The sequence below is a fragment of the Thiohalomonas denitrificans genome, assembly GCF_016841685.1.
GTDB lineage: Bacteria > Pseudomonadota > Gammaproteobacteria > Thiohalomonadales > Thiohalomonadaceae > Thiohalomonas > Thiohalomonas denitrificans_A.
On sequence record NZ_JAENYR010000001.1, the window covers coordinates 4591 to 24441 of the forward strand.

At 60.2% G+C, this 19851-nt stretch carries 14 protein-coding genes and 1 tRNA gene; 4 read left to right on the forward strand and 11 right to left on the reverse strand.

Features of this window, described 5'->3' with window-relative positions; all coding sequences use genetic code 11:
• Window positions 1-754 precede the first annotated feature (754 nt).
• The 10 genes from Q7L05_RS00030 to Q7L05_RS00075 all read right to left on the reverse strand — a co-directional run bounded on the left by Q7L05_RS00030 (window position 755) and on the right by Q7L05_RS00075 (window position 12998).
• Window positions 755-1093 carry an STAS-like domain-containing protein gene (locus Q7L05_RS00030; RefSeq protein WP_303900766.1) on the reverse strand — a complete coding sequence of 113 codons (339 nt, stop codon included), beginning with the start codon at window positions 1091-1093 and terminating at the stop codon, window positions 755-757.
• Window positions 1090-2139: a hypothetical protein gene (locus Q7L05_RS00035; protein ID WP_303900767.1), complete on the reverse strand. Its 1050-nt coding sequence runs from the start codon at window positions 2137-2139 to the stop codon at window positions 1090-1092. Before Q7L05_RS00035 ends, Q7L05_RS00030 begins: the two co-directional genes overlap by 4 nt.
• Before the next feature lie 322 nt (window positions 2140-2461).
• Entirely contained in the window at window positions 2462-3160 is a 699-nt protein-coding gene (locus Q7L05_RS00040; protein ID WP_303900768.1) for a M48 family metallopeptidase, read from the reverse strand.
• Window positions 3157-6465, reverse strand: a complete 3309-nt coding sequence (locus tag Q7L05_RS00045; protein WP_303900769.1) for a type I restriction endonuclease subunit R — start codon at window positions 6463-6465, stop codon at window positions 3157-3159. Before Q7L05_RS00045 ends, Q7L05_RS00040 begins: the two co-directional genes overlap by 4 nt.
• A 58-nt stretch (window positions 6466-6523) precedes the next feature.
• Window positions 6524-7516: a COG2958 family protein gene (locus Q7L05_RS00050; protein ID WP_303900770.1), complete on the reverse strand. Its 993-nt coding sequence runs from the start codon at window positions 7514-7516 to the stop codon at window positions 6524-6526.
• A gap of 14 nt (window positions 7517-7530) precedes the next feature.
• Window positions 7531-8838, reverse strand: coding sequence for a restriction endonuclease subunit S (locus Q7L05_RS00055; protein WP_303900771.1), 1308 nt, complete (start codon window positions 8836-8838; stop codon window positions 7531-7533).
• On the reverse strand, window positions 8831-11293 hold the full coding sequence (locus Q7L05_RS00060; RefSeq protein WP_303900772.1) for a type I restriction-modification system subunit M: 2463 nt from the start codon (window positions 11291-11293) through the stop codon (window positions 8831-8833). Before Q7L05_RS00060 ends, Q7L05_RS00055 begins: the two co-directional genes overlap by 8 nt.
• A 240-nt stretch (window positions 11294-11533) precedes the next feature.
• Window positions 11534-11881 carry a hypothetical protein gene (locus Q7L05_RS00065; protein WP_303900773.1) on the reverse strand — a complete coding sequence of 116 codons (348 nt, stop codon included), beginning with the start codon at window positions 11879-11881 and terminating at the stop codon, window positions 11534-11536.
• A 336-nt stretch (window positions 11882-12217) separates the two neighbouring features.
• On the reverse strand, window positions 12218-12424 hold the full coding sequence (locus Q7L05_RS00070; RefSeq protein WP_303900774.1) for a hypothetical protein: 207 nt from the start codon (window positions 12422-12424) through the stop codon (window positions 12218-12220).
• A 280-nt stretch (window positions 12425-12704) separates the two neighbouring features.
• The gene (locus tag Q7L05_RS00075; protein WP_303900775.1) at window positions 12705-12998 is read right to left on the reverse strand and encodes a hypothetical protein; all 294 of its coding nucleotides are present in this window, start codon (window positions 12996-12998) and stop codon (window positions 12705-12707) included.
• Between the two features lie 584 nt (window positions 12999-13582).
• Between Q7L05_RS00075 and Q7L05_RS00080 the strand changes: the two genes are divergently transcribed.
• A complete protein-coding gene (locus tag Q7L05_RS00080; protein ID WP_303900776.1) occupies window positions 13583-16381 on the forward strand; it encodes an SEC-C metal-binding domain-containing protein in 2799 nt (932 codons plus the stop codon).
• 185 nt (window positions 16382-16566) lie between these two features.
• On the opposite strand, the gene Q7L05_RS00085 is transcribed toward Q7L05_RS00080, so the two are convergent.
• Window positions 16567-16653, reverse strand: a tRNA-Leu gene (locus Q7L05_RS00085).
• Between the two features lie 78 nt (window positions 16654-16731).
• Between Q7L05_RS00085 and queA the strand changes: the two genes are divergently transcribed.
• The 3 genes from queA to yajC all read left to right on the forward strand — a co-directional run bounded on the left by queA (window position 16732) and on the right by yajC (window position 19739).
• Window positions 16732-17790: a tRNA preQ1(34) S-adenosylmethionine ribosyltransferase-isomerase QueA gene (gene queA / locus Q7L05_RS00090; protein WP_303900777.1), complete on the forward strand. Its 1059-nt coding sequence runs from the start codon at window positions 16732-16734 to the stop codon at window positions 17788-17790.
• A gap of 39 nt (window positions 17791-17829) precedes the next feature.
• Complete coding sequence (gene tgt, locus Q7L05_RS00095) at window positions 17830-18936, forward strand: tRNA guanosine(34) transglycosylase Tgt (RefSeq protein ID WP_303900778.1); 1107 nt, start codon at window positions 17830-17832, stop codon at window positions 18934-18936.
• A gap of 473 nt (window positions 18937-19409) precedes the next feature.
• Window positions 19410-19739: a preprotein translocase subunit YajC gene (yajC, locus tag Q7L05_RS00100; protein ID WP_303900779.1), complete on the forward strand. Its 330-nt coding sequence runs from the start codon at window positions 19410-19412 to the stop codon at window positions 19737-19739.
• Window positions 19740-19851 lie beyond the last annotated feature (112 nt).

Sequence of the window (19851 nt, forward strand, 5' to 3'; positions counted from 1 at the left end):
CCACGGACCACGGACCACGGACCACGGACCACGGACCACGGACCACGGACCACGGACCACGGCCACGGCCACGGACCACGGACCATGCAAGAGCAGGGGACAGTAGTTGGGACAGACCCCAAAGGGTGAAGTGGTCTAATAAGCAGAGGGTGAACAATTCGTGATGCCGCTTCTATCTGAGTACGAATTTTCGCGGAGGAGTCGGATTCTGTGAAGGACAGTGGGGCCTCTACGAGTTCGGTCCCTGTAAAAAGAACAAGCGTTAGAAAGGCATTGCGATTGGCGGGAGATCGGCCGAAAGGTAATCCCCGATCACCTCTTCAAAATTTTATATTTCTTGGCGAACTCTTCCTCAAGGAAAAAAACTAGGTTTTCGGTTTCTACAGCGACTTCGTCTAATAGTTTGCCGTCGAGCTGCTGTTGCTCATGATGGGCCGTGTCAAAGTTCTTTAAGGTTATCGCCTGTCTGAATCTTACGAAACGGTGACTTTGCGTCCGCTTTTCACCAAAATTCAACAACTTCAAAGAACGGCCAAGTCGCTTGAGTCGGATCTTGATTTCTCTGCCTAGCTCTCGGTTGCAAGTCAGCTCTAAGTGATAGTTGGTAGCCTTACGCTCTACATCCGCTATTTCTTTGCAGACCTGATCAAGTTGCGACCGGAGTTCTTTTCTAGTTTCTCTCGTGTTGTGTTGTCGGTTGATTATCAGCCACCCGAGAACGACAAGAGACCACGTAACGACCGGGGATATTGCGTTAAGAAGGGAGGGACATTCCGCTGTCTGGCTCATCGCCGTGTTCTATATAGTCTTCAATTTCAAAGATAAGGCTGTCGTCAGCAGTCTCGAGGGTGAAAGATTTTTTAATCCGTTCGGGACTGAAACCAGCTCGAACAAGTCCACCGAAAGCTTCCTCTAAAAAAGAGGAGCCGTATCCGCGGGCGCCGTCTAGATTGATCACGGCCTTCTCACCGCTCTCAAGTACCGGCCGGAGGTATTCGTCACGGAACTTTTCACCACTAAACGGGCCATCGTCATTGTAACGACCCGCTGGGTAAGGCGAGAAATCTTTTGCTATATCAATCATTTTGGTCATTGTGGTGGGGCCGGTAGATCGCTAATGGGCACTGTCCATTGGATCAATGTGCCGAGGATCGAGTCCCTGTAGTTAACTACTCGGGTATTCCCGTTGGCGATGTAATCATAGCACCTTTTGTTGCTCATAATAAGCAGGCGGGCAGCCGGAAATTGCTCAATCGCGTTCACAAGCTGCTTAAGACCCTTTCCCCGGTAGTGTTTTTCGGTCCTTGAGCGACTTTCCTTTAATGCTGCTTCTATGGCCTTCCCGTCTTTGGGCCGTTTTTGCAGAGCGATCAATCTTTTCCAAAGAGCGGGGCGCTTTACAGGCAGCGTCTCTGGGATTCCGACGCCGAGATCACAAAAAACGACTGTTAGTTTTCCGTCACGCTCCTGGGAGAACATCCACCAGTCCTTGGATTTTGGGTCGGCGTTTAGCCCGTCTTTTCGCTTCCAAATATAGGCGTGATGGTGACAGTTGCTCATCGCCTCGGTGATTCCGACGTAAAGGCCTTCTGCGAGCCGATTCGGAATAATGCCGTCGTAGTGTCCGAGGATTTCGTCGTATTTTTTGCCTTGTGCGCCATGCCCGTGAGCATGGCGCCAGTTGACAACATCGTCATGGCTTGGCTTGATTTTGGAATCAAACCCGAGCAACTCGTAGATTCCGACCTGCTTGAGGACTTCCGACACCTTATCATCGCGAGGGGCGAGGCATGATACGGGGGTACCCGGGTACGAACGAATTAAGCGACACAGCTCCGCCTTGAATAGGAGGGTGCCTTCGGCCGCCATTCGCTGGGTCCCGGTAAAGTCGATAACGACCGGTCGCTTTCCTTTTCCGATGGCTTCCCGGAGTTCTGAGATAAATTCACAGACCCTTTTTCTCAGAGGCTTAAAAAATATCCCGAATTCTTCGGGGGCTTTTACAGTCCGCTTCTCTTTGGCCCTGGCTGGCGTGCCGCGGCCCTGAGAACCACCGTGTTGCTGTTTATGTTTCCGGCGAGCTCGTTTTCTTTCTACCCGGATAAGGTATTGGCGGCGCTCGCTATCGACCCGCTTCATCAAACTATCCCCGCTATTCCCTGCTAATTCGGTCATTTTGCCACGGCGGGCCCTCGGAGCGACAGAGAACCTGATGCTGGAGCTGATCCATTAGGGCTATCAACCGCAACGAGGCGGAGGATGTGGCGCTGCAGGAGTTTATTCGCCTAGCGCCGGAGCCGGACGCGGAGGTGCCCCCAGAGCAGGCGGATGAGCTGGAGGAGATGGAACGGGAGTATCAGGAGATGGTGTGAAGCCGGGATCACGAAGACTGGGACGAGGAGAAGTAGCCTGTCCTAATTTACGGCTCCAAGTGCCAGGCAAGCCCGGGGGAGAGTGGGGGTCAAAGCCCCTCAGTGTCCATCCCATGCGCTGCGAGCCAACGCTTTCGCCGCTCGAAATCGGGGAGAGTACGCTCGACCCGCCGCCAGAACGCGGGGGTGTGGTGGGATTCATGTAGATGCTCTAGTTCATGGATCACGACGTACTCGGCGACCGTCCGAGGCAGCAGGATGGTTTTCCAGTGGAAGTAGAGCCAGTTGCCCCTGCCGCAGGAGCCCCAGCGGTAGCCGAGGTCCTGGACCTTTATGCCGCCGGGCTGTACCTCCATGCGGGGGGCGTGCTCGGCAACCTTATGCGATAGCCACTCGTAGCCGTGGTCGGTGTACCAGCGGATAAACTGGGAGCGGCCCTCAGAGGCGGCGAGTGCGCGGCTTAGGCGGAAGCGGCCGCCGACTAGCTTTAGCGATGCAGCGGGATCGTCCACCAGCTTGAGGCGGTAGCTGCGGCCGAGGTAAAGGAAACCCTCGCCGTCGACAAATTCCTTTTTCGGGATCGCGCGCTGGAGTTGGGCCTTCTCCGCCAGCTTGGTGTAGATCCAGTAGCGCTTCTCCCGCACGAATCTGCGCAGTTCGTCCTCATCGGTGCCACGAGGCGCCGCCAGGACCAGCTCGCCGCCGCGGTCGACGGTGATCTGCACCGTCCTTCGGCGGCGGCTCAGTCGCAGGTCAAAGGCGAGGTCGTCGACCTGGAATGCGCTCATACCTTAATCAGCTTTTCGTGGTTAGCCCGTGCCAGTTCCATCAGCTTGTCTACGGTCGCGTCGAGCGTTTTTAGGGGAAGCAGGCGGCGATGGAACAGTTCTTCGAATAGGCGGCCTCTCAGGCGGTCCTGGTCGGGGATATGAGAGGGTTTCCAGAAGTCCGGGATCTTAATCTCCCCGACTATGGTGTCCACGACCTCGATTGTCGCCTCATTGAGGGCCGCCGCGGTGGTTTCGTCCGGTTGGGCCTCATCGCCGAGCTTGGCTTCGGTGAGCCGACGCAGGAAGGGCAGGTAGTGGGGCGGCAGCCCTGATGGTTCTTCGCCGGGGATCGGCTGATCCTCCCGCAGTTCATGGATCAGCCCCTCGAAGGCCTCCACCTGGGCCTCCCACTGGTCCTCCAGGTTATGCAGCAGCTCGTTGAGGCGTTCGCTCAGCTTGCCGAACTTTACGGGGTCCTCATCCAGGTGCTTGCGAATATGAGAGCGGATGGCATGCTCCATCTCCGAGGCCTTGGCCCGGTCGCTGACCTGACGGCGTACATGGGTGTCGAATTCGGCGTCGGTTAGCTGTACCGGCGGGATCTTCGGGTCGATACCGAGCGAGATCACGTAGTCGTCAATCAGCTTGCGGACCTTGGCGCCGACATCCTTGCCAAGCGCCGGGGTGTCCTTGTAGCGGTTGCGGGCCACGGCGTGAATATAGGCCAGCTTCCTGGCATCGGCGGTGAACTCCAGGCCCTCGGGCCGGGGTAGGACCTCGTCCAGGGACTGGGTGAACTGCTTGAGCTTGACCGTGAACTCCGCTCGCACCCGCTCATCGGCGAGGGCGGTCACCGCCTCCTCGATGTCGTCCAGGCTCTCGACCCCGTGGGCACGCAGCACATCCACCGCCCGCAGATGGCGGTCTCGCAGCAACGGGATTTCGTCTTTCAGGCTCTGGAGGGCCCCTTCCACATCTTCGGCGCTGTAGGCGGCCAGGGCGTCCTTCAGGTGGTTGGCGACACCATAGTAGTCCACCACGATGCCGTGCTGCTTGCCGTGCCCGGTACGGTTGACGCGGGCAATGGCCTGCAACAGCTCCGCCTCGCGGATGGGCCGGTCCAGGTACATGACGCCCTCGATGGGCGCGTCGAAGCCGGTGAGGAGCATGGATTTGACGATGAGAAAGGCGAGCGGGTCGGCCTTCTCCGGGTCCTTATGGGCCATCGGCCGCTTGAAGCGCTTGATATGGTCCTCCACGGCGGCCCGGTCGCTCCACTTGGCCCAGCTCGGATCGTCATTGTTGCCGCCACTGATGACCACGGCGAACTCCAATCGCCCCAACCGTTCACGCTGGCGCCAGGCCTGGACGGCCGCCTGGACCCGTGGCGGCCGCTGCATCAGTGCTTCATCGTCCATGGCCTTATCGGCAGGGCTCAGGGTCATCGCCTCCTCCAGCAGCGCCTTGCGGGCCTGCTCGAAGTATTCCTGGTAGCGAACGGCCGCCCGGCGGCTGTAGGCCACTACTTGGGCCTTGTAGCCGTTGGGCAGGATGTGGGTGACGTAGTGGCGGAGCATGTCTGCCGCCTTCTCCTCGATGAGCTTGGGCGCCTCCAGGATCTGTCCCTTGGTAGCGTACTTCTTCTTGATCGCCTCCAGCTCCTCGCGGGTCCGCTCCCGGAACAGGTCCTCGAACAAATCATCGAGGCTGCCGCCCTCCTTGACGGCGCCGGTTGCGGTGCGGCCCTCGTAGAGGATCGGCACCGTAGAGCCATCGCGCTCCGCCTCCTTGATGGTGTAGCGGTCGATGAATTCCCCGAAGATATCGTGGGTGCGCTTTTTGTCGCCCATGATGATGGGCGTGCCGGTAAAGCCGATGCGGGCACAGTTGGGCAGGGCTTGGAGTAGGTTGGCGTGTAGGTCACCGGCCTGGGTGCGGTGGGCCTCGTCCACCATCACCAGGATGTCCTCGCTCTCGTTGAGTACATCGAAGGGCTTGCTGACCTTGGGCGGCTTAACCGGAGCGTCCTCCGCGACCCGGCGACCCCAGCCCAGTGTCTCCTCCTTCATGGGGTAGGCCTTATCGTGCTCGCGGTACTTCTGGATGGTGGCGAACACCAGTCCTGGTCCGGGGCGCTTGACCAGCGCTTTCACCTTGCTGGTCTTCTTCGCCACCTCTACGGTCTCGCCGGCCAGGCTGGCGGTCTCCGAGAGCTGCTGTTGGAGGTCCTTGCGGTCGGTGATGACCACCACCTTGAAGCGGCGCAGGGCCGGGTCGGTGCGGAGCTTTCGTACCAGAAACACCATGGTCAGGCTCTTGCCGCTGCCTTGGGTGTGCCAGATGATGCCGCCCCGGCGGTCATGTTCGCCATCCTCCCGGCGGGTCTTGCCGCGCTTGAGGCGCTCGACGGCGCGGGTGACGGCACGGAACTGCTGGTAGCGACAGACCAGCTTCACGGTCTGGCCGCCCAGGGTCGTGAACAGGGCGTAGTGACGGATGATGTCGAGCAGGTTCGCCCGGTCCAGCATGCCGGCGATGAGCCGCTGCTGGCTGGAAAGCTGGCTCCCGCCCAGCTCGACCGCAATTTCCGCCTCGGTGCGGGGCTCCACCGTCTTCCAGTTCAAATAGTGCTCAAAGGCGGCGCTGATGGTGCCGACGCGGGCGTCGTCGAAGTTGGTGGCGATGAGAAACTGGTTGGTATGGAACAGGGCCGGGGCGCCCTCGTTCTCCTCCACCTCGAAGGCAGCTTTGCGCTGGTTGGAATAGCGGCGCAACTGGTCCACCGCCTCCGCAATGCCCTCGGGTGCGATGCGGCTCTTGCACTCGACAACCACCAGCGGAATCCCGTTCACTAGCAGGACGATGTCGGGGATGATGTGGCCCTTGGCGCTGTCGTGACCTGGCGGGCACTTCACCTTGTACTGGTTGATGACGGTGAAGCGATTATTCTCGGGGTGAACCCAGTCGATGTACTGGATGGTCTGACCGCGGCCTCCGTCCCACTCGGGGAGACCTTCGACGGAGATCCCTTTTAGGAGCAGCTCGGTGGCCTGCTGGTTGGCCTCTATGAGCTTGGCGGCAGGAATACGGGTCAGGGCACCGACGGCCTGCGAGAGGTGCTCCTCGTCCAGCCAAGGCTCGCCCTTGTGGAGATTGATGCGGCGGACCTGCTCGCGCAGCACCTCCTCCTGGATCATCTGGGCGAAGCTGTCGCGGGAGGTTACAGCCGGGTGCTCGACTGAACCCTCGATAGTCTTCCACCCCATCCCTTGCAGCTGCTGGATGAAGGGCAGTTCTACGTCCTTATATTCCGGTCCGCTCACCACGATGGCCTGCTTGTTATGTTCTATTTTGCCAATGACCCTACCCGTGAAGAGCCGTTCAATCCAGCTCGCTCTCTGGCAGGTCCCACTCTAAAGGGCGCGGATCGCCGGTCTGGTAGAACTGGCGCACTACCTTGATGTAATGCAGAAAATCCTTGTTTTCGGTGGCGAGCCGGTTCGCGGTGTCCCAATCGATTTCAGTTCGCTCATGGGCCGGAACCAGGATCTGGCTTTCGGCAGGGTTTCCCGTGTTAAGGTGAATCAGGCCGACGCCATGCGCGGCGGAGAGCATGCGCAGCTCTTTCAGTGTCTCCGCCCCCTCCACTTCGGCCGCGACCAGATAGCCGTAGTTGCCCCAGGACGAGTTGGAGACGGACTGGAAGAAGCACTCGCGCACATTAGAGCGGTTGAGCAGCAGTTTGACCTCGAACGACCAGAGCTTGGTTTGCTTGTCCGAGTACTGGTTGACGCAGCTCTTAACCTCCCGGTGCCACTCGGCACTGAGATCCTCCATGGCGACCAGGTCGGGGTAGAGCCACTTGTTGCCGTTTGGCCCCCGGCGATTGGCGGCACGCTTCTCGTCGATGCGCCGGGAGTAGATCCCGAACTCGGTCCAGAGATACTGCGAGAGCATGGGATAGAGCTCGTATTCGAGGAGCTTCTTCTTGCCCCCCTGGGTATATGAGGGCTCAACGTCGGGCGTCCCGCCGTGATCTTCCGCCGCAGCACCGGACACTCCTAGCTGCTCGACATCCTCGACCTCCTGGGCGTCCGTCTTCGAGGTGAAATAGTATTTTCGGGGCCGCTCTTCCGTGGTCTTGACCTGCGGGGTTTTCTTCTGAATGTCAGGCCGAATGGCCCCGATCTCGGCCACGATTTGGGTCAGCAGTTCATCGTCGCTATTAAGGGTATCGCTGCGCTCCTTCTTCGCCCGGCACGCCTCGGGGTAGGTCTCGAACAGCCACGTCGCGATCTCCCTTGCGGTGAACTTCTCTTCCGGGTGCTCCTTGAGGAAGCGGGTGACCTTCTCTCTGAGTTTCAAGCCTGCCATTTGTTTCGCCCTGCTTATCCGTGTGCCAATTCGGCAGTTTCCAGTAGAGGGGTGACGCGGACGCGGCCGGTGAGGAGGTCGTCCATGAGGCCCATTTTCTGGGTCATAAGTTTGCTCAGCGAACAGTTTTCACTTTTGAGCCTGACATTCATGCCGTAGAGGACTGAGTTGACCGTATGCTGTTCGTGTATAGGCGCCAGCGGGATCGGAAAGGCCTTCAATTGAGTGGAGTTGATGGACGCCAAATTCGTACTTTGTTTGGACGAGCGCAAAAAATAGGTCTTGCCACCTGGAGAAGCGCAGTAGGCTGCTAGGTAGTCCGATAGAAGCACGCTCGGGTCAGGCCGCACACGGAAAACGTGGTTTTGGTGGACGCAATCGGCGATTTCGTTGCGCCAGACGGTGCCGCGCCCGAGTTTGTCGTAATCGCCCCCCTCGTTCATAAGTACATCGCCATCCTGGAGGCGGTACTTCTCGGCGTCCGAGGCAGTAACTCGGATGTACTTGATCTCGGAGAGGTCCAGGTAGCCGTCCTGTACGTTCGCCACCCGCAGGTACGGGACAAGCTTTGCCGAGAGTCCGGGAGATGCTCCGCCTAGCGTGACGCCACTGACGATTTCGGACAATCTGCCAAGGGGTGTTACCTCCCACTCCCTCGGAATCCGCCCCAAGGGCGACTCTTTGTAAAGCTGCGGGGCTTGGTCGGGGGTGGAGCGGAGTTGACCGTTTTGGTCGATGCCGCGGGTGAGCAGGTCGGTGAGCAGGCCCTGCTTGATGCGCTCCAGCTTGGCGATCAGCGCCTCGGTCTGGCGGATTTGGGTGTCCAGGGTGTCGAGGATTTGGGCGATTTTCTTTTGCTCACGCGTCGCAGGCACGGGGATAGGCAGTACCCCGAGCTGTTGTTGGTTGATCGAAGGCAACGCACCGACTTGAACGAAATCGGCGAAATCCACAGTAAGCAGCTGCCAGTACAGCCACTGGTCCGAGACATCTGCCTTGGCGGAGACAGCGACCACATTGTTGTCGAATAGGGAATCTTGGCCCAGCTCGCGACGGCGGTTCAAAAGCAAAGCTGCGCCAACCTTTGCGAACGCAATGCCGCCCTCAGGAGCAGGTTTCCAATTCAGCTTTTCTGCCAGCTGCCTACTGACATAGTTGTTGGCACTGCAAAGACGGCGCTCATTCCCCTCTCGGGACATATCGCTAACCTTGAAGAAGGGTAATTCGCCTTCTTGCTGGCCTTGGAACACTTCGGGGAAGGCGAAACCCGAATGAAAGTTGGCCACCTCCGCTAGTGGTTTCACCGGCCAATTTTCAGACATACCCCAGCTCCCCCAAAAACTCCCGCAACTGCGCTGCTGCCGCGTCCCGCTCGGACTCGATGTCGGCCAGGGTCACCTGGTACTTGCCCCACCAGGTCTCGAAGGCCGCGATCATCTCCTGTCGCTGGGCGCGGGTGTAGCGGGCCAGAATGGCGGCCATGTCGTCGTGCAGGATTGTGAGCAGCAGCTCGGTGGCCGCTGGTTCGTCCAGGGCGTCCACCGCCTCGTTCAGGTGGGCCTCGAAGCTGGCGGTCCTGGCCTTGAGCTGCTTGTTGACCCGGGTGCGCTCCTTCTTCCAGGCCTTCAGCTCATCTTCGGTGGGCGCGTCCTCCGCCGCCTCATCCACGTCGGCCTCTTCGTCCTCCTCGGGAGTGGCCTCGGCGGCCTTGATCTGGCTGTCCAGCTCCGCCTTTTTGGCCTGGAGCTGTTCCAGCTCCTCTACGTAGTCGGCCAGGAGGAAGGCGACCAATTTGTGATCGAGGGGGTTGGATTTGTCCTGCTTGTCCTCCAGGGCGGTGGTGATGCTGGTGCGCCAGGCGTCGATGACCCCGAGGGCGCCACGGGCCTGGAGGGCGCGGAAGTCGTTTTTGGTCTGGTCCCAGAATCCGGCGATGATGCCCCTGACCGAATAAGGGTCGAGGATGGCCACCGGCTCCAGGGCGGCGCTGAAGCTGGCCAGCAGCTCCTCGCGGAGCTGGCTCAGGCGGCTGCCGTTGCTCTCCAGGGTATTGGCCAGGGCCGCAATGCTGTGGCCGTGCTCCGTCCACCACCCCTCGAAGCCCTGTTGGAGGGCCGTCTCCTTGGCGGTGAGGCCGGGGTTGCCCTCAATGGCGGGCCTGAGGTTGGCCTTGGCCTCGAACTCGGGCCTGAAGTCCACGTAGTCGTCATCCGGCCGCGGGGTGACCCTAGCAGTGAATAGCTCCATGGGGTCGAGGCCGTGGGCGTCGAACAGGGGCCGCCGGGCCTTGATCTCCTTCACCGGCACGCCGCCCTTCAGATGTGCCCGCACGTCCTGGGGCTCCGGGGGTGGGGCGTTGTCCGCGTAGCGGCGGATGTTGAGGTTGTAGTCGTTCTCCGCGAGCTGCTCGTTGCTCACCACGGCGGAGAAGCCGGGCACATCGGCGAAGTGGTCGAAGGTGTGGACGATTTTCTCGATGTGCTCGGGCAGCAGGTAGTTCTGGGCGCGGCCCTCGTAGTATTCGCGGTCGGCGTTGATGAACAGGACCTTGCCCTTGCGCTCGGCGGGTTTGGCTCCCTTGGCTCGCAGCACTAGGATGGCCGCCGGGATACCGGTGCCGTAAAACAGGTTAGGCGCCAGGCCGATTACCGCCTCGATGAGATCGTCCTGGATCATGCCGGCGCGAATGCGCTTCTCGTCGCCGCCGCGGAACAGCACGCCATGGGGCATGACGGTTCCCATCATCCCGTCGGTCTTGAGCACCGAGACCATGTGCTGGAGGAACATCAGGTCCGCCTTTTTGGCGCCCAGCGGGACGGAGCCGTAGCGGAAGCGCTCGGGGAACTTCGGGTGCCAGTCTTTCTGGCTCTCTTTGTCCGAGGGGCCGTAGGCGATGGAGAAGGGCGGATTGGTGAGGATGCGGTCGAAGCGCATCAACTCGCCGCCTTCGACGTGCTGGGGCTCGCCCAGGGTGTCCTCGTTGCGAAGATCGGCGCTGGGGATACCGTGGAGCAGCATGTTCATCTTGGCGATGGACCAGACCGAGCCGGCCGCCTCCTGCCCGTAGAGCCCAAGCAGGCGCGGATTGTGGCCCTGCTCCTCCACGTACTCCTTGGAGAGGATCAGCATACCGCCGGAGCCGCAGCAGGGGTCATAGACGCTGTGGCTCTCCTGGGGCTTCATCAGCCGAACCATCATACGGACCACCGGGCGCGGGGTGTAGAACTCGCCGCCCTTTTTGCCGGCGGAGTCGGCGAAGTCGCGGATCAGGTACTCGTAGGCGGCCCCGAGCAGGTCCGGGAACTCGAAATCCTCGTTTCGCAGGCGGTAGGTGCCGAAGTGGACGATCAGCTCGCGCAGCTTCCGATCCGCCAGCTTCGAGGCCCCCACCTTTTTGGTGAAGTCGATGTGCTCCAGCACCCCCTCCAGGCTGGCGTTGTGCTCCTCCAGGCCGGCCAGGGCCTTGTTGAGGTAGTCGCCGACGTTCTGATGGGCCTCGTTGAGCAGGAATCCCCACCGTGACTGCTCCGGGACGTAGAAGGTCTCCCGGTGCCAGTTCTTCATATTGGCGATCTCGCGGGCCTGAGACTCGCTCTCGCCGCGCGCGACCTGATCGGCGACCACTTCGTCGTATCGCTCTTGAAACACGTCCGAGCAGCGTTTCAGAAAAAGCATGCCGAAGATGTATTCCTTGAACTCGGAGGCGTCCATCTTGCCGCGGAGGACGTCGGCGGCGCGGAATAGGTGGCGTTCGAGCTGATTGAGGGTCAGGGGCATTGAGGCTGGATCGTCCTTTGTTCTTTGTCAGGTATCGCTCTCAACCGGAGCGGTCTCCGGGTGGAAATGGTTAGGGTATCACCTATCGCCGACTCTCCCATGGACCCTCTCTCTCTGGGCGCTCCCTCACTGGGAGACATGGTATATATCTAAGAAGCACCCCGAATAAGGGGCAGGCAAAAGGTCCAAATGGCCGTGTACTACCCCGAATAAAGGGTAACTGAAACGGTCGTTTCGAGACTACTGCCCCCTATGCGGGGTAGGTTGCCCTTTATGCGGGGCAGGGATTTCACGGTCTTCCGGGTTGTGCCCTAATTTCCACCACCCCAGGGGGGCATTGGTCGACGGCCGATCCAATTTGCCGCCGCACTCGTCTATAGGCAGAAAGGTCAGCGCATAGAGGCTCGGAAAATTCCGCCCGCCTTGGCGAGTTTTGATGATCCAGCCGGTTTCAAGCAGCTCCACCAAGGCGTTTTGCAAGCTGCTTTTGGACTTCCAGCCCCTTCTTTCCATAATCGAAAACGCGGCGGTGAGATCGCCGTTGTTGGTGCCCCGATATTGCGCACCCAAATCCACCAGCAGTTTCACGGCCTGACTCGATAGCCGCGCATAGTTCCAGTGGTCAGTGCAGATGCGCGGGAGGGCGAAAAACGGCGGGCCTTTCCGGCGATTCTTAACTCGTTCTCGTAATTGGGCCATTATTCATCCCATTCCAGGAGGAACAAAGAGCATCGGCCTTATCGCCGCTGATGCCCTCTCGAAAGTCGTTGGAAGGTCTGGGAGCCACAGCCTCCGCGGCTAAGGCGTCCAGTTCCTCGACCCAGTCGATTTGTTTCTTGGTGGATTCGTGCGCGGCCTTGTTTGCGGTCTCTTTCGCCATATCAGCTGTCCCCGTTTGCGGTTGGCCATAGGGGGCAGCACCACCTACTGGCGGTGCTGCCGAAGCAGCTCAAAGAATTTGTCCTCGTCGATGAGGACACGGCGACCAACACGCAAAAGGGCCGGACCGAAACCGTTGCCGGGGATCGTGCCGCGGCTGCTGGGGCGCGGTTTGGACTCAAAGATCAGATTACGCAGCGCCGGCTCGGTGAAGGCGGGGTGGGCTTCGGCGAATTGTTTGACGCTCAGCACGCGCCCGTATGGGCTTTTTTCTTCGTTATGCGCTTACCTCTCGTGGTTCGTCTTGACTGCTCGAATGCGGTCGAGGTCGGCAGATTACGCCCATGAGCGCTGAGGTGAAGGCAAGCGCGACAAACGCGGCTAAGCACGTTAATCGCGCGCATTGCTGTGGGTTTTGTGACTTACACGTTGGGGACGGATGATCAGGCGACGGCCCGAATCAGAGAGCAATTCGGGGGAGGAATTTCAGAGGAAGTCGATTTAGCCCCGGTGCGGGGCCACCAAAGAGAGATTATTCAGTGACAGCCAAACGGTCTTTTTTCATGCGGCCGAGGCGATCCGCAACGTCCTTGCGGCTGGAGCTCTTCTCCTCGCCGGCTTCATTGATCCACATGAGGTATTTGTCGTTGGCATCGATGACAAGGCTGGTTCGATCATCGGTTGCGAGGAGGTTGAACACTTCGGACGGCCGGGGCCAACGACCGAAGCCGGCTTCCAACCGGTCGACAGCCGCCTCCATGGCCTCCCGTAGCGAATCCCAGCGCTTTTTTCTCTTCCCTCCCCTGCCGCGGATCGGTTTATTCATAAGTGCCGAACCCGACCGCCGAGGATCTGCGTTAAGTATCCCCGCGGGGGCTTCCTCGACCGTCAGGCCAAGTCGCGTTAAGTACTTGCGAAAAAAGTAGCGATAGACAACGAGGTCAGAGCCGTCTTCGCTTCCCAAAAGTGTGCATCGCGTAGAGGTCGGGAGAAAACCAGCCTCGGCGTCCTGCTCAAGTTTTTCCCAATACTGTTTCCTGGCGCGCGAGTCGTGGGGGTAAGCCAAGCCAGCGAGCTCATAAAGCCTCAAGAGCGGTTTAAGGTGGGTCGGCCGGTCATCAGGTCCCAACCGTTGAAGGCGTAGAAATGTCGTTTCTGTTTCTGCTCAGGCGGGATTATTTTACTTTATGATCAATTTCAGCCCGTCCTTGTTAAACGGGCAACTCCGGCCAGAAGCGGACCTTCGCGTGGCCCGCTCCATAGCGGCCGGTGAGATTTGATCCCGGTTGCATCCGTTGGGTATCGTCTCAGCTGGCCATCGTAAGCGTCATTCTGACGGGCTGTGGCTCTGCTGGAGTAGCGCCACCCATAGTTTTCGTCAACTCACAAACTTGAGACGCTGTCCGATCCATGTTTGATCCGCTGGATTTGCGCCAAGTCGCACGAATAGAGGCAGTCCACCGCGGCTTTCTCTACCAGCACCTGTATGCGGCGGCGTGCCTGCTGGTGGCCGGCTGGCACGGCGTGCGATCAGTCACGATTGAATTCGACGAAGACATCGAGCTTGAACTCGACAACGGAGATCGCGTCTACGTCCAGGTCAAGACACGCTCGTCACCGCTGATACACAGCGACATCGCCGGTGCGCTGGACCGATTCGAACGACTTCGCCTCGAACACCAGAAGGGACGACGTTCCGGTGGGGCATCCCTAGCGATAGTTGCCAATGTGGCACCGGGACCCGAACTGCAGGAACGCCTGGATACCGGTGACCTTCCTGCAGGCGTAGTCCTACTCACGCCCGAAGCGAAAACAGCGCCGGCAGCGTACTTGCCACCAGCCTGGACCAGCGTGGGCGACGCGATCAACTGGTGCTCGGATCAAGCTCGCGTGATACCCATGGCCACCCTCGAACCCGAGACGCTGGTTTGGAAGTTGGCGGGACGGGCGCTTCTGGCGGCGGCTGGTCAAGCACCCAGCCACATTTTCAATACATCCGATCTGCCCACGCTCTTTGAACAGCTCATTGTCCAGCTACAGCAGTTTCCCGTCCCGCCGGAGGTTTACCGCCCACTCGAGGATGAGCCGGCCTTGGACGGCGAGGCGCGGGTGCGCATCATCAGCGGGCATTCCGGCGCGGGTAAGACCGCCTGGGCAGCGCAGGCGGCCCAGCACCTGGGAAGCGAGTGCGCCTACTACGACGTCGGTGACGTGCCGGGTCCCGCGATCGCTGCAAGCCTGGTACGCGAACTTGCCGCTCAATGGGCGGCACCCTCCGTCGGTGGCTTGCGTCAGGTGCTTTTACCCGGATCTAGTGGCATCGAATCATTGCGTGCCTTGGATAGGTTCCTTGGTGCAAACGCCACGAAGGCGCTTGTTGTGCTCGACAACGCACACCGGGTGCCCGCCAACGATCTGCGGATGCTGATAGAGGCCACGCAACATCTGCGCATCGTGCTGTTGGCGCAACCCTCGCAATCGATCGCCGAGTTGGAAGCCACCATCGGCCTGCAGCAGGAAATCCTGCGCGGGTGGGGGTTGGACCAGGCCGCAGCAGAAGTACACGCCCAAGGTGCGCGAGCATCGGCCACAGAGCTCGGTCGGCTGTTGACCCTGACCGGTGGCCTGCCGCTGTACGTTCGGACCGCCGCTCAGCTGAGTGCAGCCCAGTACGACGGTGATGTGGCGGCGATGTGCACTGCAATCGAGGCCCACACGAACCTGGTCGAGACCGCGCAGGAATCGCTCCTTAGTCGCTCTTTCGACGCCCTGCCGGAATCGGCGCGCAACTGCGCTACAGTTCTGAGTCTCAGCGACGTGCCGCTGAGCGAAGAGGAATCCGCGAAACTGGCCAAGGCCACGTTCGGCCTCGACGCACCAGCGCTTGCCGCTGCGGTGCGGACACTGGAGCCTATTGGCATAGTGCGCGTCTACGGCGCCCGGCGGCTGCAGATCCATGACGCGTTTCGGGTGCTCGGCCTGCGCCGGTACGCCGAGATCGCACCGTCGCAAGCAACGGCAGGCCGCCACGCGCTGAAGGAGCTGATCCTCGAGTCATTCGAGAAGGACAGCGAATACTCGCGCTTCCCTCTTTTCATTCGCACCCTCGTGGAGCTAGGCGAGCTTAAGCCATTGGTCGATATCGCGACCGAGGAGTGGTTCCATGAGCTCGGCGTGAATAGCGGTATCTGGGATGCGCTTGGGGCCGCAGCTTCGGACGAGAAGATCGACCCTGAGCAGCGGTTCTATGCGCTCGACGGGTTGGTGTTCACCGGAATGAAGTCAGGCGATGCGGCCAATATCGACGAGCAGCTGCGAGCCATGGAGGCTCTCGTTGCCAAGCATGACCTCGGCCCCCACGAGGAACTGGTGGTCTTGCTCAAGCGTATGTTGTTCGAGGCCAATCGCGGCAACGAGGCCGCAACGAGGCAAGCCATGGAGCGGGCGATGGCGTTCGCTCCTAACTCGTCTGAGCATCAGCGCATCCTGCGCTACAACATCGCATATGCCCTGTTCCAGCTTGGGCACCATGCGGAAGCCGAAGGTATCGTTCGCGAACTGGTTGAGGAGTACTTCAACCTTCTGGGATTGACGCAGCAGGACATTTTCGGTGCCAGCAACGCTAAGATTGCTAAGTTGCTGAGGCTAAGCCCCACACTGCATGATGACATCAAGCACCTAGCTGACTCGCTTGATGTTCTCGCTCGCGTCACCAACGCCCAAGGGCGGGATTCAGGGCTTGCTCGGGTGCATGCGGCGAAGCTCTACGGCATGGCTAACGCATTGGACTCCTTCGTGAATGTTAATCAGGACCTCGTCGACGAATTCCTCGGGCGCGGCGACTGCATCGGCGCGAGGCAGGTAATCGAGGAGCATCTGCTGCCGGTGGTTGTCGAACACAAGATGCTGGACAGGATTGTCCCTGTTCGAAGCCAATATGCCGTAGTTCTCGGCTATTGCGGTGAATACGATGCCGCCGACGCGGAGCTGGACCGGCTAGCCCCCTATCGGCCGGGACTCACCGAACATCAGCGCGCCGAGATTGACAACCAGCGTGGGCTTGTGGCGCAACTGCGCCAGATCGGCATACGACCTGGCATGCCCGAGATTTCGAGGAAGCGTGCATTACGCCGTATCAAGGTGGGGCGCAACGAGGCATGCCCTTGTGGGTCCGGGTTGAAATACAAGCGATGCCACGGACGGTCCTAGGCAGCCGGAGCTGAATCGCCCGCCTTGCGCAAAGCGCTGGGCGAGCTCCTGCGCGGCATGCTTCGAAGCGTGAGAATTGACAACCGAAAGTAGGTTTGTTGCTCCGAACTGTCCCACCAGTGTCCCGTCAGGCGGCGGGAGATATTCGAGGATAGGGGCTAAGGCGCGTAACTTCTTGAAAAGGTTGGTGCCGAGGGTCGGAGTCGAACCGACACTGGGTTGCCCCAACCAGATTTTGAGTCTGGCGCGTCTACCAATTTCGCCACCCCGGCATGAACCGCCACATTATAGGGATTAGTGCGGCGTAAACAAGGGCGGGTTGCTGATGAATCTGGTAATATTCGCCGCCCATGCAGCGCACCGACTTCCATTTCGACCTCCCTGATGAGTTGATCGCCCAGCGTCCCGCCGAGCAGCGGACGGGCAGTCGTCTGCTTGTGCTCGATGGTCGTGACGGGCGCCTGGAGGATAGGCGCTTCCCGGAGATCGAGGCTCTTTTGTCCCCGGGGGATCTGCTGGTGTTCAACGATACCCGGGTGATCCCGGCCCGGCTGTTTGGCCGCAAGGCCTCCGGCGGACGGGTCGAGGTGCTGGTGGAGCGCATCATCGACGAGCGGCGGGTATTTGCTCATGTGCGGGCCAGCAAGTCGCCCAGGCCCGGTTCGATGCTGCGGCTGGAGGATGCCGTGGAGGTGACGGTCGCCGGGCGCGACGGGGAGTTGTTCGAACTGAGCTTTCCCGAGCCGGTTTTTGAGGTTTTGGAGGCCTACGGCCGCATGCCTCTGCCGCCCTATATCGAGAGGGAGGCGGGCGAGACCGATGCCGAGCGCTATCAGACGGTGTTTGCCCGGAAGAAGGGTGCGGTTGCGGCGCCGACCGCGGGGCTGCACTTTGACGAGCCCCTGCTGGAGCGCCTGCGCAGTAAAGGGATCGAATTCGCCCATGTGACGCTGCACGTGGGGGCCGGCACTTTTCAGCCGGTGCGCGTGGACAGCATCCACGAACACCACATGCACTCCGAGTACCTGGAGGTGCCTGAAAGTGTGTGCCGGGCGGTTGCCCGTACCCGGGAACGCGGCGGCCGGGTGGTTGCGGTGGGAACCACGGTGGTGCGCAGCCTGGAATCGGCCGCCCGCGAGGGTGTCCTGACACCCTTTGCGGGGGAGACGGACATTTTCATCTACCCGGGATACCGGTTCCGGGTGGTGGATGCCCTTTTGACCAATTTCCACCTGCCCGAATCAACCCTCCTGATGTTAGTCTCGGCCTTCGCCGGGCGGGAAAACGTCTTGGCCGCTTACCGGCATGCGGTGGAAGAGTGCTATCGGTTCTTCAGCTACGGCGATGCCATGTTCATCCTGCCGGGCCCTGGGGCGAAAACCACAGAGGGTGCCAGTAGTGAAGGGTAAACAAAAAGTGGGTGTTCTCTTGTTCTCCGTGGTTGAGAAATGAAATTCGACTTACTGAAGACCGAGGGTGAGGCCCGGCGTGGGCGAATGCACTTCGAGCGCGGTACGGTGGAGACCCCGGCGTTCATGCCGGTGGGCACCTATGGCACGGTGAAGGCGATGACACCTGAGGAGTTGCAGGGCATCGGTGCCGAAATCATCCTCGGCAACACTTTCCATCTGATGCTCCGGCCCGGCACCGAGGTGATCGCCGCCCATGGCGATCTGCACGATTTCATGCACTGGGAGGGCCCGATTCTGACCGATTCGGGTGGATTCCAGGTCTTCTCGCTCGGGAAGATGAGGAAAATCACCGAGGAGGGTGTTCGCTTCCAGTCGCCGGTGGACGGTTCGCAGGTGTTTCTCGGCCCGGAGGAGTCGATGGCGGTGCAGCGCGAACTCGGATCGGACATCGTCATGATCTTCGACGAGTGCACCCCCTATCCGGCGGATGAGCGCCAGTCCCGTTCCTCGATGGAGCTCTCCCTGCGCTGGGCCAAACGCAGCAAGGCGGCGCACGGGGATAATCCCAATGCCCTGTTCGGCATCGTCCAGGGCGGTATGTACCCGCATCTTCGTGATGAGTCTTTGGCGGGATTGACGGAGATCGGCTTTGACGGCTACGCCATCGGGGGGCTTTCGGTGGGTGAGCCCAAGGAGGAGATGCTCGCGATTCTGGACCATACCGGGCCGCAAATGCCGAAGGACAGGCCCCGTTATCTGATGGGGGTGGGTCGGCCGGAGGATATCGTCGAGGCGGTGCTTCGCGGTATCGATATGTTCGATTGCGTGATGCCGACCCGAAACGCGCGCAACGGTCACCTGTTCACCCGCCGGGGCGTGATTCGCATCAGAAACGCACGCTATGAGAAGGATACGCGCCCGCTGGACTTGGAGTGCGGATGCTATACCTGCCAGAATTACAGCCGCGCCTATCTGCGCCATCTCCACCGGACCAACGAGATTCTGGGGGCGCGCCTGAATACGATTCACAATCTGTTTCATTACCAGGCGCTGATGAAGGGGCTCCGGGAGGCGATAGCCGCCGGTCGGCTGGAGGCCTTTGTGAGTGAGTTCTATTCCCGGCTGGCGGAAGGTGTTGGATAGATGGGCAATGACGCGCGTCGGTATGTCATAATGGCAGTGGGCACTTCTAATAATCCAACGCGGATTCTGTTGGCCCCAAACTCGCCGGGGCCAGGGCGCGTTGTGCAGGCAGCAGCTACGGGCATCCTGCCCTCTCGCTGCATACCGGCCATCCTGGCCATAAGGGTGATTCCCTTTTCAGGCAGCGCGCAAATCCGCCGGGAGCGGGTTTGGACGGCCGCAGGCCGGCCCGAAGGGCGTCCAGGGATGGAGTCCGCAACGCCGGGATCGGCGATTTTGGGGCCAACCCTTCGGGCTCGGGCCGTTTTGTCCGCTGGACCGCGTTGCAGCTCGCTTATGTGGAACAACCACACATCGCTCGCTGCGCCTTGCCAACGAACAAAACGGCCGCGAGCAGAACCGTCTTGGATTATTAGAAGTGCCCCTTAATGATTGGCGACGAATAAAACCAACCTAGAAGAAGGAAACCCTTTATGAGTTTTTTCATCTCTGATGCCTTTGCTCAGGCAGCCGACGGCGCCCAGCCCAACATTTTGGAGGCGCTGTTTCCCTTTGTTATTCTCTTTGTGGTGTTTTACTTTCTGCTCATTCGGCCGCAGTCAAAACGGGCCAAAGAGCACAAGAAGTTGGTCCAGGAGCTCTCCAAGGGAGATGAGGTGGTGACCCAGGGTGGCGTGCTCGGCAAGATCGTCGAGGTCGATGAGAACTTTCTCGTGCTTGAAGTTGCGGACAACGTGCAGATTAAGCTGCAGCGTCAGTCAGTCGCCAGCCTGATGCCCAAGGGCACCATAAAGAGCATCTAATTCATTCCGAAAATGCCCCGATCGCGGCCCGGGCCGAGGGTCCATGAATCGCTCTGCGATTGATTGAAACCTCGGACCAGGCCGGGACCGGTGCGTTATGCCTGAGATGTCC

Coding starts and splice junctions, on each gene's coding strand:
- Q7L05_RS00040 (WP_303900768.1), bottom strand. CDS start 3,160: ATGAGCGCATTCCAGGTCGACGACCTCGCCTTTGACCTGCGACTGAGC.
- Q7L05_RS00060 (WP_303900772.1), bottom strand. CDS start 11,293: ATGCCCCTGACCCTCAATCAGCTCGAACGCCACCTATTCCGCGCCGCC.
- queA (WP_303900777.1), top strand. CDS start 16,732: ATGCAGCGCACCGACTTCCATTTCGACCTCCCTGATGAGTTGATCGCC.
- yajC (WP_303900779.1), top strand. CDS start 19,410: ATGAGTTTTTTCATCTCTGATGCCTTTGCTCAGGCAGCCGACGGCGCC.
- Q7L05_RS00050 (WP_303900770.1), bottom strand. CDS start 7,516: ATGGCAGGCTTGAAACTCAGAGAGAAGGTCACCCGCTTCCTCAAGGAG.
- Q7L05_RS00055 (WP_303900771.1), bottom strand. CDS start 8,838: ATGTCTGAAAATTGGCCGGTGAAACCACTAGCGGAGGTGGCCAACTTT.
- tgt (WP_303900778.1), top strand. CDS start 17,830: ATGAAATTCGACTTACTGAAGACCGAGGGTGAGGCCCGGCGTGGGCGA.
- Q7L05_RS00080 (WP_303900776.1), top strand. CDS start 13,583: ATGTTTGATCCGCTGGATTTGCGCCAAGTCGCACGAATAGAGGCAGTC.
- Q7L05_RS00075 (WP_303900775.1), bottom strand. CDS start 12,998: ATGAATAAACCGATCCGCGGCAGGGGAGGGAAGAGAAAAAAGCGCTGG.
- Q7L05_RS00035 (WP_303900767.1), bottom strand. CDS start 2,139: ATGAAGCGGGTCGATAGCGAGCGCCGCCAATACCTTATCCGGGTAGAA.
- Q7L05_RS00030 (WP_303900766.1), bottom strand. CDS start 1,093: ATGACCAAAATGATTGATATAGCAAAAGATTTCTCGCCTTACCCAGCG.